This window comes from Lactococcus sp. S47 (genome assembly GCF_016517475.1).
In the GTDB taxonomy this organism is placed as follows: domain Bacteria; phylum Bacillota; class Bacilli; order Lactobacillales; family Streptococcaceae; genus Lactococcus; species Lactococcus lactis.
Genome location: NZ_JACVUB010000001.1, coordinates 495,674 through 512,355, shown reverse-complemented (window position 1 = coordinate 512,355; position 16,682 = coordinate 495,674). Strand labels below are relative to the sequence as shown.

Annotated in this window: 18 protein-coding genes; 13 read left to right on the top strand and 5 right to left on the bottom strand. The window is 33.0% G+C overall.

Annotated features, from left to right (window positions below; genetic code table 11):
* Window positions 1-39 precede the first annotated feature (39 nt).
* Complete coding sequence (locus IAE52_RS02380) at window positions 40-411, top strand: ArsC/Spx/MgsR family protein (protein ID WP_017864571.1); 372 nt, start codon at window positions 40-42, stop codon at window positions 409-411.
* A 58-nt stretch (window positions 412-469) separates the two neighbouring features.
* Window positions 470-793: an arsenic metallochaperone ArsD family protein gene (locus IAE52_RS02375; RefSeq protein WP_033898988.1), complete on the top strand. Its 324-nt coding sequence runs from the start codon at window positions 470-472 to the stop codon at window positions 791-793.
* 55 nt (window positions 794-848) lie between these two features.
* Here the strand turns inward: IAE52_RS02375 and IAE52_RS02370 are convergent, their stop codons facing one another.
* Entirely contained in the window at window positions 849-1,385 is a 537-nt protein-coding gene (locus IAE52_RS02370) for a ClbS/DfsB family four-helix bundle protein (RefSeq protein WP_033898986.1), read from the bottom strand.
* Between the two features lie 203 nt (window positions 1,386-1,588).
* On the opposite strand from IAE52_RS02370, the gene IAE52_RS02365 reads away from it, so the two are divergent.
* Window positions 1,589-1,786, top strand: coding sequence for a hypothetical protein (locus IAE52_RS02365; protein ID WP_012897925.1), 198 nt, complete (start codon window positions 1,589-1,591; stop codon window positions 1,784-1,786).
* A gap of 106 nt (window positions 1,787-1,892) precedes the next feature.
* Window positions 1,893-2,666, top strand: a complete 774-nt coding sequence (locus IAE52_RS02360) for an alpha/beta hydrolase (RefSeq protein ID WP_033898984.1) — start codon at window positions 1,893-1,895, stop codon at window positions 2,664-2,666.
* A 40-nt stretch (window positions 2,667-2,706) separates the two neighbouring features.
* Here the strand turns inward: IAE52_RS02360 and IAE52_RS02355 are convergent, their stop codons facing one another.
* Together IAE52_RS02355 and IAE52_RS02350 are read right to left on the bottom strand one after the other, a co-directional pair.
* Entirely contained in the window at window positions 2,707-3,528 is an 822-nt protein-coding gene (locus IAE52_RS02355) for a LysR family transcriptional regulator (RefSeq protein ID WP_109991006.1), read from the bottom strand.
* A gap of 50 nt (window positions 3,529-3,578) precedes the next feature.
* Window positions 3,579-4,049 (bottom strand): MarR family winged helix-turn-helix transcriptional regulator, encoded by a 471-nt coding sequence (locus IAE52_RS02350; protein WP_058206429.1) that lies wholly within the window; start codon window positions 4,047-4,049, stop codon window positions 3,579-3,581.
* A 134-nt stretch (window positions 4,050-4,183) separates the two neighbouring features.
* Between IAE52_RS02350 and IAE52_RS02345 the strand changes: the two genes are divergently transcribed.
* Window positions 4,184-5,830: an alpha-keto acid decarboxylase family protein gene (locus IAE52_RS02345; protein ID WP_109991005.1), complete on the top strand. Its 1,647-nt coding sequence runs from the start codon at window positions 4,184-4,186 to the stop codon at window positions 5,828-5,830.
* A gap of 79 nt (window positions 5,831-5,909) precedes the next feature.
* On the opposite strand, the gene IAE52_RS02340 is transcribed toward IAE52_RS02345, so the two are convergent.
* A complete protein-coding gene (locus tag IAE52_RS02340; protein ID WP_200136654.1) occupies window positions 5,910-6,878 on the bottom strand; it encodes an ROK family protein in 969 nt (322 codons plus the stop codon).
* Between the two features lie 233 nt (window positions 6,879-7,111).
* Here IAE52_RS02340 and IAE52_RS02335 point away from each other — a divergent pair, with 233 nt between their 5' ends.
* From IAE52_RS02335 to IAE52_RS02315, 5 genes are all read left to right on the top strand, one after another.
* Window positions 7,112-7,513: a VOC family protein gene (locus tag IAE52_RS02335; protein ID WP_109991003.1), complete on the top strand. Its 402-nt coding sequence runs from the start codon at window positions 7,112-7,114 to the stop codon at window positions 7,511-7,513.
* A 44-nt stretch (window positions 7,514-7,557) separates the two neighbouring features.
* Window positions 7,558-8,157, top strand: a complete 600-nt coding sequence (locus IAE52_RS02330; protein ID WP_200136653.1) for a sugar O-acetyltransferase — start codon at window positions 7,558-7,560, stop codon at window positions 8,155-8,157.
* A gap of 38 nt (window positions 8,158-8,195) precedes the next feature.
* Window positions 8,196-9,002 carry a Cof-type HAD-IIB family hydrolase gene (locus IAE52_RS02325; protein WP_109991001.1) on the top strand — a complete coding sequence of 269 codons (807 nt, stop codon included), beginning with the start codon at window positions 8,196-8,198 and terminating at the stop codon, window positions 9,000-9,002.
* 269 nt (window positions 9,003-9,271) lie between these two features.
* Window positions 9,272-10,075, top strand: coding sequence for an HAD family hydrolase (locus tag IAE52_RS02320; RefSeq protein WP_109991000.1), 804 nt, complete (start codon window positions 9,272-9,274; stop codon window positions 10,073-10,075).
* A 201-nt stretch (window positions 10,076-10,276) separates the two neighbouring features.
* Window positions 10,277-10,873, top strand: coding sequence for a histidine phosphatase family protein (locus IAE52_RS02315; protein WP_109990999.1), 597 nt, complete (start codon window positions 10,277-10,279; stop codon window positions 10,871-10,873).
* A 45-nt stretch (window positions 10,874-10,918) separates the two neighbouring features.
* Here the strand turns inward: IAE52_RS02315 and IAE52_RS02310 are convergent, their stop codons facing one another.
* Window positions 10,919-12,022 carry an SLC13 family permease gene (locus IAE52_RS02310; RefSeq protein WP_109990998.1) on the bottom strand — a complete coding sequence of 368 codons (1,104 nt, stop codon included), beginning with the start codon at window positions 12,020-12,022 and terminating at the stop codon, window positions 10,919-10,921.
* A gap of 212 nt (window positions 12,023-12,234) precedes the next feature.
* Between IAE52_RS02310 and IAE52_RS02305 the strand changes: the two genes are divergently transcribed.
* The 3 genes from IAE52_RS02305 (at window position 12,235) to IAE52_RS02295 (ending at window position 16,660) form a co-directional block, all read left to right on the top strand.
* Window positions 12,235-13,245, top strand: a complete 1,011-nt coding sequence (locus IAE52_RS02305; protein ID WP_109990997.1) for a DUF3883 domain-containing protein — start codon at window positions 12,235-12,237, stop codon at window positions 13,243-13,245.
* Between the two features lie 232 nt (window positions 13,246-13,477).
* Window positions 13,478-15,325: a sialate O-acetylesterase gene (locus IAE52_RS02300; protein WP_109990996.1), complete on the top strand. Its 1,848-nt coding sequence runs from the start codon at window positions 13,478-13,480 to the stop codon at window positions 15,323-15,325.
* 27 nt (window positions 15,326-15,352) lie between these two features.
* Entirely contained in the window at window positions 15,353-16,660 is a 1,308-nt protein-coding gene (locus IAE52_RS02295; protein ID WP_109990995.1) for an ABC transporter substrate-binding protein, read from the top strand.
* Window positions 16,661-16,682 lie beyond the last annotated feature (22 nt).

Sequence of the window (16,682 nt, the reverse complement as noted above, 5' to 3'; positions counted from 1 at the left end):
TGAGTTACAATAGATTTTATAAAGGAGAGGAGCGTGAAGATGATTAAAATCTACCAAAAATCAAGTTCAAACCAGTCAGCTGAGCGCGTTACCAGTTGGTTTAAAAAGCGAAATATTCCTTATGTTGTCATTTCCAAAACTTCATTGTGTAAAGAAGATATTGTCAGAGTTTTAGAACTTTCAAATAAAGGTTTTGAGGAAATTATTGTTTCGGAATCAAAAGCACCCAAACTTTATTCAGAACTAAGAAGTTCTTGTGATATGGACCAAATTTCGACGGAGCAAATGATTCAATTTATTTTGAAAAATCAGCAATTATTACGTTCACCAATTACTTTTGATGACCGCCGTTTACTTATAGGTTATAATAACGAAGATATTCGGACCTTTATTCCTTGGCGTCTCCGTTAGTGAATTTGCCTTGCTCTTTTGATATAATAATTTTAATGACAAAAGACAGGACATTAAGATGAAAATTGAACTTTTTGAGGAAGATATTCCCGAATTTAGTAATGAAATGATGACATTAACCCAAGTTTTTGCCACTTTTAAATGTGGTGAAGACTTGCAAATGGCACGTTACAATTTAAAAAATCAGCCGGAAATTTTTCAAAACTATCCTCAAGTGACACAGATGTTGGAAAAAAAGGATGTTTTACCTCTGACCCTTGTAGATGGAGAAATTACATTGATTGGTGACTATCCAACGGTGGAAGATTTGACAGAAATCACGGGCTTAAGTTTTCAAAATCTCGGATGTGAAGAAGACTGTCAGGACTGTTCTTGTCAGTAAAATTTACTGACAGAAATGATTAAATTCAAGAAACTAATAATAAAAATAAAAAACCTCATAGTTCTGAGGTTTTTTTGTGTAATTTAATTTTTTTATAAGCCCACTCGTAGTGCGATGACATAGAAGACTGAAAATATTGCCCCAGACTAGTTGAACCTGTCCAATCAAAATATTTTTTTGTGAACAATTCTTTGTTTGAAAAATTTTCAATGAGGGTGATTAGCTCCATATAACTTTCAGAAAGTTGTTGTGTTATCTCAGATAATGATTTTTTTTGCCCATTTATTTGAAAATTATCATTCATTTCACCATAATTTTTCCAATTATAAGGAGAGGGCAGAAAGGGCGTTTTCTCTCCTCTTTTATTTTTTTTGACAAAGTTGATTAATAACTGATGCCACTCATAGAGATGAACCATGACGTCTCTTAGATTTTTATCTCTTGCCCAATGTTTTTCTTTTTTATCTTCAACTTTAAAGGTAAAATTGGTATTTTTTGTTTCTTCGTTTAATGAATTGATTAGTGAACATAATTTCTGCCAACTTTCTTCAGAAAAAGTAATTAATTCCTCTTTGGATTGGGCTCTTGCCATTATAATCCCTCCTTGAATATATTAAGTACATTTTATCATTTTTGAATACCTTTTCAAATTGACATCCAAAATTAAGATTTTCACAAGAGCTTATCGATAATTTTCTTTTAGATTTAGTTGGATGTTCTCTCTAAACCAAATATTCGTAATTATTTGACTCCATCATTTTTTAGGACTATAATCAATTAGAAAGAGGTGATAAAATGAAAATTACATTTAAAACTTTGGATGGTCGCACATTGAACAAAGAATTTATTGATGCTAATGACTTTATTCGTCAACAAAACCTTGAAATTCCAGCAATTGATGATTCTGCAAAAGTAGTTGAAGTTCTTATCGATGAAAAACCTTATGATTTTACAGGTAATATTGCTGATTTGTACTTCAAATTAAACAAATAATCTATTTACAAACGAACTTAAGAAACAAAATGACCTTCTCAAACTAACTTTGAGGAGGTCTTGTGATAGTTGAATTAGAAATACAATTTAGTTAGGAGGAAATAAGATGAAAACTTTTAATTATGGTGAAGATGAATTACAAGCGCTTGACCTCTATCAACCAAAAGAATGGAACGGAAAAACTTTAGTATTGATTCATGGCGGCGGATGGTGGCAAGGAGACAAAGGCAAAGAAAAAGAAGTTGCCATAGGATTAGCTGCTGAAGGTTATCAGGTTGCAGCTCTGAATTATCGTTTGGCCACACAAGCTAAAAATCTTTTTCCAACCCAAGATGAGGATGTTGAAGCTGCCTACACTTGGCTTCTTAAAAATATCCCAGATTTCAAGGCTGATAACATCGCTTTTATTGGTGGCTCAACAGGTGGACATTTAGCTGCTTATTTGGGATTGACAAAAGGTCGCCCCTTTGTCAGCCTGTCAGGACTTTTAGATTTAAAGGGATTTTATGAAAATCATAAGGAAACGATTCCTAAACAATTAATCATTGCCCCAGACTTACCCAGTAAGAAGATTGACCAAGCAGGAGCCAATGATTCTTACTATAAGTGGATTATCGAAAACTTACTGACGTCAATAAATGACGATAGTTTAGAAAAGGCCTCTATTTTTTCTAAAGTAACTAAAAAGAGTGGACCGGGCTTGCTTTGTAACTCAATGAATGAGCTTGTTCCTGCTTATGAACATCAAAAATTAGCAGAACTATTGCGACAAGAGCAAATTCCCGTAGAAACTTGCCTACTTAGCGGTTCACGACATGGGGAGGCTTATATTGATGACATTTGGCCTAATCTTTTAAACTTTTTGAAACGTTATATCTAATGATAAAAACAATCAACTCAGTAGTTGATTGTTTTTTAATTTATTTAGTAGAAGACTTTATCATTTCGATAAGCTTTATAATTTCATCAGTATGAAAATTGTTTGATTTATAGAGGGCATAAAAACCATTTTTAACTCCAGTATAGTGATAGTTATAATCTTTTTCAAAATATTTTAGAAAACGAGCAGAAATGAAAGTTGCACTATTTTTATTAATATTAATATTTGAGAGGGCATCTTGAGTCGACTCAACTGCAGTATAAGGTAAGTGTGAAAATAATGGATTATTTTTTTCCAATATTTTGTAAACATCAATTTTACTTTTACTGACAATAAGGGAAGTAACTTCGCTTTCTAGTGGATTTTTACTGACAGAAATAATTTCATCATCAAAAATTTTTTTGACCGAAATATCTGCTGACAGAACGGGCTGACTAGAAGCACTAATCAATGCCAAATCACAGTAACTATTTTTCAATTCTGTCAGCGCATTAAAAGAAGAAGTACTTTTGATAATTAAGTTAGCCTGATTAGTTTCATGATCGAAAATTTGAGGAATCACAAAATTTGTCATTAAAAAATTTCCTGAAATCCGGAGAATAGAAGAATTTTTTAAGAGTGATTCTGCGGAAACAATAGCGTTCTCAAAAAAGGAGCGAATAATTTCATAAAGCTGAATTCCAAGAGCTGTCAGCTGGATTCCCTGACCATTTTTTTCGATTAGGTGAACACCATAAGCAGACTCAAGTTTTTTGATTTGGCTACTGACAGCTGGCTGACTGATATAAAGTGCCTCGGCTGCCTTTGATATTGACTGAAATTTTGCGACATGATAAAAAATTTCAAGCTGATGTGTATTCATTGATGTCTATTTAACTTTCACTTGTAATTGATAGAAGTCTGATTAAGACCTTATAAACGATTGACATATTTTTCACCAATTTCATTGGCATATAATTCCATGACCTTAGTCCAAAAACTTCCCTCTTTATCGCCAGATTCACTAAAATATTGCTTCATTTTATTGATTTGATTTTCATTCATACGTTCATCTAACATAATTCCTTGTTCAGTCAGATAAAGCTGTTTGATTCTTTTGTCATTTTGATTTGGTTTGAAATAAACCAACTCTTTTTCTTTCAAATCATTCATAGGACCGTTCAAAGCTTGTTTAGAAATATCAAGCACTTCAAGTAATTCATTAACAGTTAAGCCAGGAAGTCTTCCAATGAAAAATATAATTCGCCGATGTACTTGACGAATTCCGTAAGAAAGTACTAGGTCGTCCTCTTGTTTAATAAATGCACGGTATCCGAAGTAAAATAAAGCCAAATCTCTAGTAAAATTTAAGTTATCGTCTATTTCTGAGTTTTCTTTAGTCATAATTCACTCCTTTTATTAGTCTATTATACTTGATAATTTAAATAAGTCAATATCGTTGACTTATTTAAAGAAAAGCGTTATTCTATAAATGTCAAGTTGATTGACCAATATATAATAAAATATGGAGGAATGCGATGTATACAGTAGGAGATTACCTATTAGACCGATTACACGAGTTAGGAATTGAAGAAATTTTTGGAGTCCCTGGAGACTATAACTTACAATTTTTAGATCAAATTATTTCCCGCAAGGATATGAAATGGGTCGGAAATGCTAATGAATTAAATGCTTCATATATGGCTGATGGCTATGCTCGTACTAAAAAAGCTGCCGCATTTCTTACAACCTTTGGAGTAGGTGAATTGAGTGCAGTTAATGGATTAGCAGGAAGTTACGCCGAAAATTTACCAGTAGTAGAAATAGTGGGATCACCTACATCAAAAGTCCAAAATGAAGGAAAATTTGTTCATCATACGCTGGCTGACGGTGATTTTAAACACTTTATGAAAATGCACGAACCTGTTACAGCAGCTCGAACTTTACTGACAGCAGAAAATGCAACCGTTGAAATTGACCGAGTACTTTCTGCACTATTAAAAGAAAGAAAACCTGTCTATATCAACTTACCAGTTGATGTTGCTGCTGCAAAAGCAGAGAAACCCTCACTCCCTTTGAAAAAGGAAAACTCAACTTCAAATACAAGTGACCAAGAAATTTTGAACAAAATTCAAGAAAGCTTGAAAAATGCCAAAAAACCAATCGTGATTACAGGACATGAAATAATTAGCTTTGGCTTAGAAAATACAGTCACTCAATTTATTTCAAAGACAAAACTCCCTATTACGACATTAAACTTTGGAAAAAGTTCAGTTGATGAAACTCTCCCTTCATTTTTAGGAATCTATAATGGTAAACTCTCAGAGCCTAATCTTAAAGAATTCGTGGAATCAGCCGACTTCATCCTGATGCTTGGAGTTAAACTCACAGACTCTTCAACAGGAGCATTTACCCATCATTTAAATGAAAATAAAATGATTTCACTGAACATAGACGAAGGAAAAATATTTAACGAAAGCATCCAAAATTTTGATTTTGAATCCCTCATCTCCTCTCTCTTAGACCTAAGCGGAATAGAATACAAAGGAAAATATATCGATAAAAAGCAAGAAGACTTTGTTCCATCAAATGCACTTTTATCACAAGACCGCCTATGGCAAGCAGTTGAAAACCTAACTCAAAGCAATGAAACAATCGTTGCTGAACAAGGGACATCATTCTTTGGCGCTTCATCAATTTTCTTAAAACCAAAGAGTCATTTTATTGGTCAACCCTTATGGGGATCAATTGGATATACATTCCCAGCAGCATTAGGAAGCCAAATTGCAGATAAAGAAAGCAGACACCTTTTATTTATTGGTGATGGTTCACTTCAACTTACGGTGCAAGAATTAGGATTAGCAATCAGAGAAAAAATTAATCCAATTTGCTTTATTATCAATAATGATGGTTATACAGTCGAAAGAGAAATTCATGGACCAAATCAAAGCTACAATGATATTCCAATGTGGAATTACTCAAAATTACCAGAATCATTTGGAGCAACAGAAGAACGAGTAGTCTCGAAAATCGTTAGAACTGAAAATGAATTTGTGTCTGTCATGAAAGAAGCTCAAGCAGATCCAAATAGAATGTACTGGATTGAGTTAGTTTTGGCAAAAGAAGATGCACCAAAAGTACTGAAAAAAATGGGTAAACTATTTGCTGAACAAAATAAATCATAATTTATAAATAGTAAAAAACATTAGGAAATACCTAATGTTTTTTTGTTGACTAAATCAATCCCTCTTTATATAGAAAACCTTAGTTTCTCAAAGACAACTTAATTAAGCCTGCCAAATATAAACTAGAGAAGTTGGAAGAAAATTCCATTTGCGGAAGAGTTCCTTTAGGAAAAATCTCTCTGAGTTCATCCTTTATTTTTTCTATATTTAAGAGTTTCTCCCAAACTTGAGGAATAAAGATGATTAATTGATGAGGGGCATACATTGCGATAATTGTTTGAATCGAATCAAATACTTTTAGATAAATCTCGTTTTGACTCAATGGAAATTCAGCAGTTCTAAAAGTAGGAAGATATTTTATTTCCCCACTGATATTATTGCTTCCTTTAAAAATAGTCTGATTAATAATCAAAGAAGAACCCGGCGGAAATTTTTCTGGAAAATAAACGCCTGATAAAACCTCATTATCCTCTAAAGCATAACCTAGTGTAGCGGCGTTAATATCATTTTCGATAATGGTTTCAATCTGAGTTGAATCTCTAATTTCTTTAGCGAGATTGACATTTTTAAGCGGTGAAAAATCCATAATACGTAATTCTCCATCAATCTCAACTCCAGTAATACCACAAGTAATTAAAACGATTTGAGGAAAAAGACTTCTAAAATGATTAATATTAAGCAGAAGTTCGTCTAAATTATTAGTCTTTAAATTTTTTTGTTCAATGACATTTCCCAGAAGATCAACAATATGATAATTGACCACTAAATTTTTATCATTTTCGATAAATTGAAGGATTAGTATTAATTCCTTAGTAGCATTAAATTCATAAGCTGTTGCGAAACGACCGCCAGTTTTAGCATGTTTATCAAGAGATTTAATGGTATCACTTTCAAGAAGTTCCACAATAAGTTTATTAATTGTTACAACACTGAGTTGAGTCCCATCTGATATTTGACGAATTGTAAGTGGTAAATGAGCATTTTTAATGTAATCGGAAATCAGTTCCTTATTGTGTTCTTTGATATTTTTAGGTTTATAGGCTTTCATAATTCTCCTTATATGATCATTTTTCAAAATAAAAACGCTTTACTAATTTTGATAAAAAAGATATAATGAAATCAACTTATTAAAGTTTGTTAATAAAGTTTATTTAAAAAAATCGGCCTGCTCTTATTATTCTTAATAAAAGGAGCAATCATTGCCATTAGAAACATTATACCACTATTTTTAAAAGATTATCCAGCAATTGGATAAAGCTAGCTAGAAAATGGAGAAACAGAATGCACATCGAACACGTAGCGATTTATGCTGAGGATATTGAAAAAATGAAAGCTTTTTATGAAAAATATTTTAATGTCACTTCAAGTGATTTATACCATAATCAAAAAACAAGCTTCAAATCTTACTTTTTAACCTTTGATTCAGGGAGTAGAATGGAAGTCACAACAAAAAAATTCTTATCAAATAGAATTGCTGAGAGTTTAGGATATGCCCACATTGCTATTGCAGTAGGTGATAAACAAGCAGTAGATGAGTATGCTGAAAGATTTGTAAAAGATGGTTATCCATTACTCAATGGTCCTCGTACCACTGGTGACGGCTATTATGAAGCAGTCATTCAAGATCCTGAGGGAAATTTGATTGAACTCACGACAACACTAGATGAAGAACATAAAAAATAGAGAGTGGGTAAGAGGTTTTGGCAGTTGATTTTGATTATCAAGAGATGTTGTTAGGTAACTTATACCTTGCTGGGAATATTTTGCCAGAAAACAAATCTATCCACGGCAAGAAAATTATCCAAAAAATCAATAATACTCCGATTGAAGAAAAAGAAACAATCGTTGCTTTAGAACGTCAAGCTTTTGGGAAAACAGGGGACAATCTGTATGTAACTCCCCCATTTCAGGTGGATTATGGCCGACACGTAGAAATTGGAAATAATTTCTATGCAAATATGGATTGTATTTTCTTAGATGTTAATGAAATAAAGATTGGCAATAATGTTATGGTGGGTCCACGTGTCAGTTTTTATACGGCAGGTCATCCAATAGATCCTCAAATTAGAATAGAAGAACTTGAATTTGGCTTGCCTATCACTGTTGAAGATAATGTATGGATTGGTGGGAGTGCCACTATCCTTCCAGGAGTGACCATTGGTAAAAACTCAATCATTGCTGCGGGTGCAGTAGTAACGAAAGATGTTGCAGCCAATACAATTGTCGGAGGAAATCCAGCTCAGCTTATCCGAGCAATCAATGAAGAGGACAAGCGCTATTGGAACAAGAAAAAAGAAGAATATCAATCGAGATTAAAAGAAAAATAGAAATAAATTGATATATTTTTTTAAATTGGAGATAATGTATGATTAAAGCAATCGCCGTGGATATGGATGGAACCTTTCTTGATTCAAATAATGACTACGACAGAAAAGCATTCCTTGAACTCTTTAAAAAATTAAAAGCTAAAGAAGTGAGATTTGTGGCAGCAAGTGGAAATCAGTACGCTCAAATAAGTTCTTTTTTCCCAGAAATTTGGCGAGAAATAACATTTGTCTCAGAAAATGGCGGACTCGTATTTGAAAAGGGAAATTTATTAATAAAAAATATCATTGCCAAACCAATTATTCAGGATACTTTGACTCTTTTAGAAAAGACTTCCTACAAAGTTGGAATTATTCTGTGTGGTGTACAATCTGCCTATATCCTCAAGAGCGAAAATGCTGACTTGAAAAAAGAAGCAGCAAAATACTATTTTGCACTCAAAGAAATCGATTCATTTCAAGACCTTCCAGATGATGAATGGGTAAAAATTGCCCTTCAATTAGAGGATAAAAATGCTTTTTCGATTATTGATTTAATGAATGAAAAGAATAATTCTCAACTAAAAGCCGTATATAGTGGACATGGAAGTGTTGATTTGATTGCAAACGAAGTAAACAAAGGGAACACACTTAAGCAATTATTGAATCAATGGGGAATCAAGCCCGAACAATTTCTGGCCTTTGGTGATAGCAATAATGATTTAGAAATGTTAGAGCTCGCAGGCTATAGTTATTCTATGGCTAATGCAAGTGAACAAGTGGCCCGAGTAGCAAAATATCAAGCACCATCAAATGATGAGAATGGAGTAATTTCTACTATTAATGCTTTATTTGATAAAGTAGGCTAAAACTTTATGAAGTGGAAGGAACAAGTAAAAACCACTTCATTCTAAGGCAGTAAACTTAAAAGTAAATAATTGATATTATAATGAACAACTATAATTTTGACCTCCTATAGAAACATTATTGTAGAGCTCTCACCAAGCATAAGGCACATTATAATGATCTAAGTAGCAATAAATCTTGTCTTCAATTTGATTTACTGTCTTAAAATGAAGTGCTAGCTTTTAACTCAGCTTCTTGAACAAAAAAATACTAATGAAAGAAAGATAATAATATGATTAAACTTGTACTTACAGATTTAGATGGTACTTTCTTAAACAAAAGTGGTAGTTTTGATCAGTCTTACTACGAGAAGGTAAAGACAATGATGGATCAGAATAATGTTATTTTTGCCCCCTGTACTGGTAAACAATGCGAGCGGGTTGAAGAACTCTTTGATACGGATATTTCTAAAAATATCTGGATATTGGGTGATAGTGCAACACGAATTAAACATGAAGGTAAATATATTTATGAGTCCTTATTACCAAACAAGTTAGGACTTCAAATTATTGAAAAACTAGAAAATATTGCATCAGATCATATTATTATCGCTTGTACCCCAACCGCTGCCTATATCAAGTCAAGAGTCTCTGAAGAGGATGCTCAAAAAATAAGAAAGTCATATGCTGTTGTCAAAAAGCAGGAAGATTTGCAAAATATTGACGAAGACTTTGTAAAAATAACCGTTTTTGATCAAAAACTGAGAGCATTTGAAAATGTTAAAGAGCTATCCGAATTTGAAGCTCAAGCCTATATCGTGGCCTCAGAAGCAGCATGGATTGATATTTCCAACTATAATGTCCACAAAGGAACCACCGTTCAAGCACTACAACATATTCTTGGGGTAACGAAAGAAGAAACAATTGCCTTTGGCGATGGACTCAATGATATTGAACTATTAGAAGCCGCTGGCTGTAGCTTTGCCGTTAATAACGCCTTTGACATCGTAAAAGAAAAAGCTGATTTCATAACAAAATCAAATGAAGAGAGTGGCGTTCTTCAAACAATTGAAAAGTTGTTACTTTTACAAAAATGAAAGTAAACATAGGTCTAAGTTAACTGATTAAAATGCAAAGGACAATAATACCTATTGTCCTTTTTTATGTTTTATTATTAAAGATTATCTACTACATTACTTTTGATAGCAAGACTCATAACTTTTACTTATATCTGCTTAATTAAAATGTATTTTTAAAAAACTATTTATTTTACTAAAATAATTTTTGAGGTGAAAAAAATGCTAGAAATTTATTTAATACGACATGGACAAACAAAGTGGAATCTCGAAAAGAAAATGCAAGGTTCACTCAATTCTGACTTGACAGTTGAAGGAGTTAAACAAGCAGTATCATTAGGTAAAGAGCTGAATAAACACTATTTTAATCATATTTACTCAAGTACAAGTCCTAGAGCTCTGGAAACTTCTCGACTAATATTTGGTGATGAAAAGAAAACTTCATCAGATTTGCTAGGTGAAATCGCTATGGGCGCGTGGGAAGGAAAAACTTATCAAGAAATTGAAAAACTCGCCCCTCTAGAATGGAATAATTTCTTTAATCATCCCTTTAATTACTTTCCATCTAAAGATGGTGAATCATTTGCTCAACTAGAAGCTCGACTAAAAGTTTTTATCAAAGAAGAAGGACTCAGGGAGCGCTCAGGCAAAATCGCAATCGTTTCTCATCGAATAACGATTAGAATGCTGATTTCTCTCTTATTAAACAATAAAGAACTCTATGGCGAGATGGATCTTAGCTCGACATCATTGAGTATCATCGAAATAGAAAATAAAAAAGCAAAATTAAAGCTCTTAAACTCTACGGCGCATTATTAATAATAAAAAATCAAATCAGAAAATGATTTGATTTTTTTATCAATATTATCGAAGAAACAAAATCCCAATCCCGATAAAAACAAGTAGATAAAGAAAATTTAAAAGCGTAAAAAGGCCGAAAAATTTCAAGGTAGATTTGTCTTTAACATTCAATTGATATTGCCTTAAGGCTAGCAAGTTAGCCAAAGAAGCCACTAGAGTTCCTAAACCACCGATTGTCACTCCCAAGTATAAAGGAGAAAGCTGGCTGGTAAATTTTGATAGTAAGACAGCAGCAGGAACATTGCTGATGACCTGACTAGATAAGATTGAGGTAAAGAAAATAGAGAGGTCATTATTCATCAGCTGATGAAGCCAATCATGAATCAAAGGAATACGCCCAAGTGCACCAACAATAATAAAGAAATTGATAAAAGTTAAGATGATTCCATAATCCACTTCTTGATAAACTTTTTTCTCGATAAGATAAGCACAGACCAAGCTTGCAATTAAAGAAATCCAAACATGAATCAAAGCTAATACGCCCAAAAGTACAATTAAGGTCGTGAATCCTAACAAGTAAAGATCTCGTCTTTTGATAGAAAATGCCTTGTTTTCTATCTGGCTGACAGCTCTCTTTGAAAATAATAAGGCACATAAAAATAAAGTCAATAAGCTGACCAATCCTAAAGGTATGGAGAGTTTGAAAAATTCTAAAAGCTTTAAATGATAATAAGAAACCAAATACAAATTTTGAGGATTACCAATAGGAGTAATTGCACTACCTAAGTTGGCATAAATAGTCATCAAACTAATCAAGCCGATTTTAGGTAACTTCACCTTTCGGTCAATATTAAAAATAATCGGCACCAAAGTTAAAATCGCCACATCATTTGTAAAAAACATCGAACCAAAGAAAGACAAGAGTAGCACCACTAAAGCCACTTGTCTCAAGTTTTGACATTTATCAATAATAAAGGCCGCAAAATATTTTAAAATACCAAGAATTTCAAAAATAGAAATAAGAATAATCAAGCTCAAAAGAGCCAAAATGGTTTTCAAATCAATATCAGAAGCTCTGACCGTCCCAAAAATTAAAGAAAGTAGCGCTAGAGCGAAAGTAAATAAAAAAGTTTTATCAGAAAAAATACGTTTTAGAGTAGATGCCATGAAAGTTCCCCATCAGGAAGTTATTTTTAATTAATTTTAGCATAAAACTAACATCTGCTATCATTTTCAAAACTACAAGTTTTAACTGTTCTAATAAAAAGATTATGTTTGTTATGGGTCTCACAAAAAAAGTTTATTTATTTGATATAATGGTATTTATATAATACTGACTAACAAAAAATTAATCTTTTGATGAATTTGAAAGGGATGCGATGACTGAAATAGATAAAATTCTTCCGAAAAAGCAAGAGAAACAACAAGCCTTTATTCTCGATCATGGTAAAATCGAAGAAGGAAGATTAAAATATGCTGATGATCAAACAAGTTATGGCTGGAACATCAAACGTTATAATCGTCTAAAAGAGGGAGCTTTTGTTCTTAACCGTCATCCAAGTAAACTATCGAAAGATAAGAAGTTTGAGATTTACGCTGGAGGATATGTCGAACAGATTTCTAAACCAGATGAAGATGGAAATGTAAGGGCATTGATAACACATTCCTTTAATATTGAACCACCCATTAAACAAGGGGACGATTTTATAGAAAGTTTTAAATGGAGTAGTAAAAAGAAAAAATCGAACAATTGGGCGAATTTCTGGAATCAGTATGGAATGAATGAAATAAAAATTGATGAATTCGAAAAATTAGTAAATGCTGTCCAATGCGTTCCTGCTGAAGGTACTGCCTCTGAAGACGAAAAAATATCTGAAGAAGAAATTAAAACTTTTGTCGAAAAAGGTTTTACTATTTCCTATGAAGAAGATAACACAACCCACTCTAAAAGAAAAAAATCAACTAAATTTATTGCAAAACAAATTGACTTTGAAAGTATTCAAAAGCAAAGACAAAAAATAGGCGCACTCGGAGAAGCAATTGTATTTGAACTTCTTATTAAAAAGGCAAAAAAAAATAATAATAAACCACCGATTCACGTATCTAAAGTTGAAGGAGATGGATTAGGTTATGATATTCGGTGTTGGAATGAGCTTGGAGAAGAGTGTTACATAGAAGTGAAAACTTCTACAAGTAAATTTTCAGATGGATTTGAGATGTCCAGAAACGAAATAAAAGCATCAACTTCGAAAAATGCAAATTATTTTATTTATAGAGTTTATGATTTAAATATAAAAACAAGAGAATGCAAAATTAAAATATTTGAAGGTCCTGTGAGCAGTGAGACATTTAATTTGGAAGCTACTTCCTATAAAGTTTATCAAAAATAAAAAGTATTTTAATAAAATATTTAATCAAAAAGAGAGCAAAATAAATTTTGTTCTCTTTTTAGTTTTACATTTTTGTTTATTATAATAAAAATCAATAATAACGGAACAATAAACACAACATTTCCCAGTTCACATCGTAAGAAAAATCAGAAAACCAAACCGTGAAAGCGCTATATTTATTTTTAGATAAAAACTTGTATATAAGTTTTGTAATAAACGAAAGAGATAAACCATGAAATCATCTATCTTTATTCCATATCTTCTAAGAGATGGTGCAATCTTACAAAGAAATCAAAAGAATCATTTTTGGGGATACACGGGTTCAGAACAGGAAGTCACATTATCTTATGAGGAAATACTATTAAAAACTAAATCTGATGAAAAAGGCTATTTCGATATTATTCTTCCAGCACACGAAGTAAGTGAGAGCATTGACTTTAAAATTTCAACAGCTGATGCCAAAATTGTTCTTAAAGATATTTGTTTTGGTGATGTATTCCTGCTTGGTGGTCAATCAAATATGCAACTTTGGATGGAACGTCTCAAAACCCGCTATCCTAACGAGATAAAACAAGCCAAAAATCCTTTGATTCGTTATTTTGAGGTACCACAAGAACCTTCTTTCAATAACATAAAAACAGAATTAACTTCAGGACAATGGAAAAGAGCAGTTGGCGAAGATTTAAAGAATTTGTCAGGAATAGGCTATTTTTTTGCTAAAGAAAAATTTTCAGAAGATGGCGTACCAATAGGCTTGATTGCTACAGCAGCAGGTGGGACACCGCTTAATGCTTGGTTGAGTGAAGAGTCTTTAACCAAATTTAATTCTCTTCCACCATCCTATAATGCTTTAAAAAATAAAGAATATCTAAAAGAAATTCAAAATCTTGATAAGTTCTATCAAGACAATTATCAGAAACTTTGCGAAGAAACAGATGAAGGTTTACATCAATCTTGGCAAGACCCTAACTTTGATGATAGGAATTGGCCTGAAATTTCATTAAGTGAGACTTGGAATGAAAAATATACTTTTCCAGGTACACTTTGGTTAAGAAAAAGACTTCAAATTCCAGATAGATTTATTGGAAAGGAGGGGGAGTTGCGCTTTGGAACAATGACTGATGCTGATGTTATCTATGTCAATGGAAAGAAAATAGGCAATACTGACTACAAGTATCCATCTAGAAATTACAAAATATCTAAGTTAAGAAAAAGTTTTATGATTGTAATTCGCCTTAAAATTTATAATGCTCCTGGTGGAATAACTCATAGTAAGCCTCATATTCTCTTAGTTGGAGAGAATCGTCTAGATTTAAATCATGGCTGGAAAATTAGGCGGAGCAGTACATTGCCTGAACGTCATAAGGAATACTTTATTAATTATGAACCAACTGGTTTATACAATGGTATGATAGCAACTTTGCAAAAGTTAAAGTTTGCAGCTATTCTCTGGTATCAGGGTGAAAGTGATGCAGGTAGTCCGCAAAATTATGGCCCACGTTTTCGCGAATTGATCGAAAGTTGGCGAAAACTTTTTAAGCAACCAAATTTACCTTTTCTTTATGTCCAATTACCAAATTGTGATACTGAAAAAGAGGCAGATTGGGCAAGACTTCGTGAAGAACAAAAAGAGTGTCTAAAAATATCACGAACAGCCATGGTCGTGACAATCGGAGATGGAGAAGATGATGACCTCCACCCTTTAAATAAAAAAGATGTCGCTCATAAACTACTAAACGCTTATCACAATGTTAAATTATTCCCAAATGGTTATTGTGTAGGTCCTCTTGCTAAAGAGGCTATACAAGCCAAAAAGAATGTCATTATCCTTTCATTTGAAACTTTTGGAAAAAAATTTAACGTTGAGAAAAATAAGGATTTTGAACTTTTTCAAGGAAGGCATAGTTATAAAGTAAGAGACTATCGTCAAGTTGAGGAACAAATTATTTTAGAGCTTCCTGCAACCTTATCACTTCAACCTGATGCGAAAATCAGGTACAACTGGAGCAATGCTCCGCAAGCATTTATTTGGAATGAAGAGGGATATCCAGCTTCTCCCTTCGAATTAAATATTCAATAAGAAAACTCATAATAGGAGAAAAACAAAATGAATCTCGCAAAAAATTGGAAAAAGCTTTGCCTTGGCTCTGTTGCTTTACTTGCAACTGTAACCCTAGTTGCTTGTGGTACAAGTACAAGTAGTTCGAAAAAATCTGCTGGCAATGCTGATTTGAACAAAAAACAGACTATTACATTATGGTCATTTACTACGATGCAACCACAGATTGATGAATTAAAAAAGGAAAAACCAAACCTTACCATCAAACAAGTTGTTGTTCCCTATGCTAACTTTCAAACAAAACTAGACTCTGTTTTGGGAACAGATAAAGCGCCAGATATGGTGGCGTTAGATGCCGGTTTCGTTGAAAAATATGTTCAATCAGGTAAATTAACAAATCTTGGAGATTACGGAGTTGCTTCAGCCGCCAAAGGGAATTATCAATATACGCTTGATATGGGGAAAGATAGCAAAGGAAAACAAGTAGCAGTTTCTTATCAAGCAGCTCCGGGGGCTTACTACTATAATACTAATGTTTTCCAAAAATATTTAGGTATTGCTCCAAATGACGTAGCTTCTGCTCAGAAAGCTTTGTCTAGTTGGGATGCAATTAAGAAGACTGGCGAAACAATCAAAGAAAAATCTGGTGGACAAGCTTATCTTTTTAGCTCACTTGAAGAAATTTATAATCCAGTTATTGGTGCAAGAAAAGATGGTTGGGTGATTGATAATAAACTTAAAATTGATAGTTCAATGACTGATTCATTAGATTTGATGAAAGAAGCTGTTTCAGAAGGTTGGTGTCAAAATACAACCCCTCAAACTCCTGACTGGTATGGTGGAATTTCATCTAACAAAATTGGGGCTTATGCAATGCCATCTTGGGGCCTCTTTTATTGGTTAAAAAACTATGCTAAGGATACAGCTGGAGCATGGCGCGTGACAGAAGGGCCGGTGTCTTATTCATGGGGTGGCACTTGGCTTGCAGGAGTTCAAGGTTCTAAAAATGCTGATGCAGCTTCAGCACTCGCAGTTTATATGGGAACAAACAAAGAATTCCAAACATGGGATGTCAAAACACAAAATGACTTTGGCTCAGTGAAAGCAATCAATAAAGAACAAGGTAAAGATGCAAAGGTCAGTTTGATTGGTGGACAAAATCCTTATCCTGTTTGGTCAAAAGTTGCAGATACCATTAATGGTAAAAATCAAACACAATATGACCAAAGTATTCAATCAATTTGGATTAATGATGTTGTTAACCCTTATGCTACAGGAAAAGTCACTAAATCTAAAGCACTCGATACATTCAAGTCAGATGTTAAGTCTGCCTATCCTAATATTGAAGTGAAATAAGTAAATTTAGAAAACATAAGAG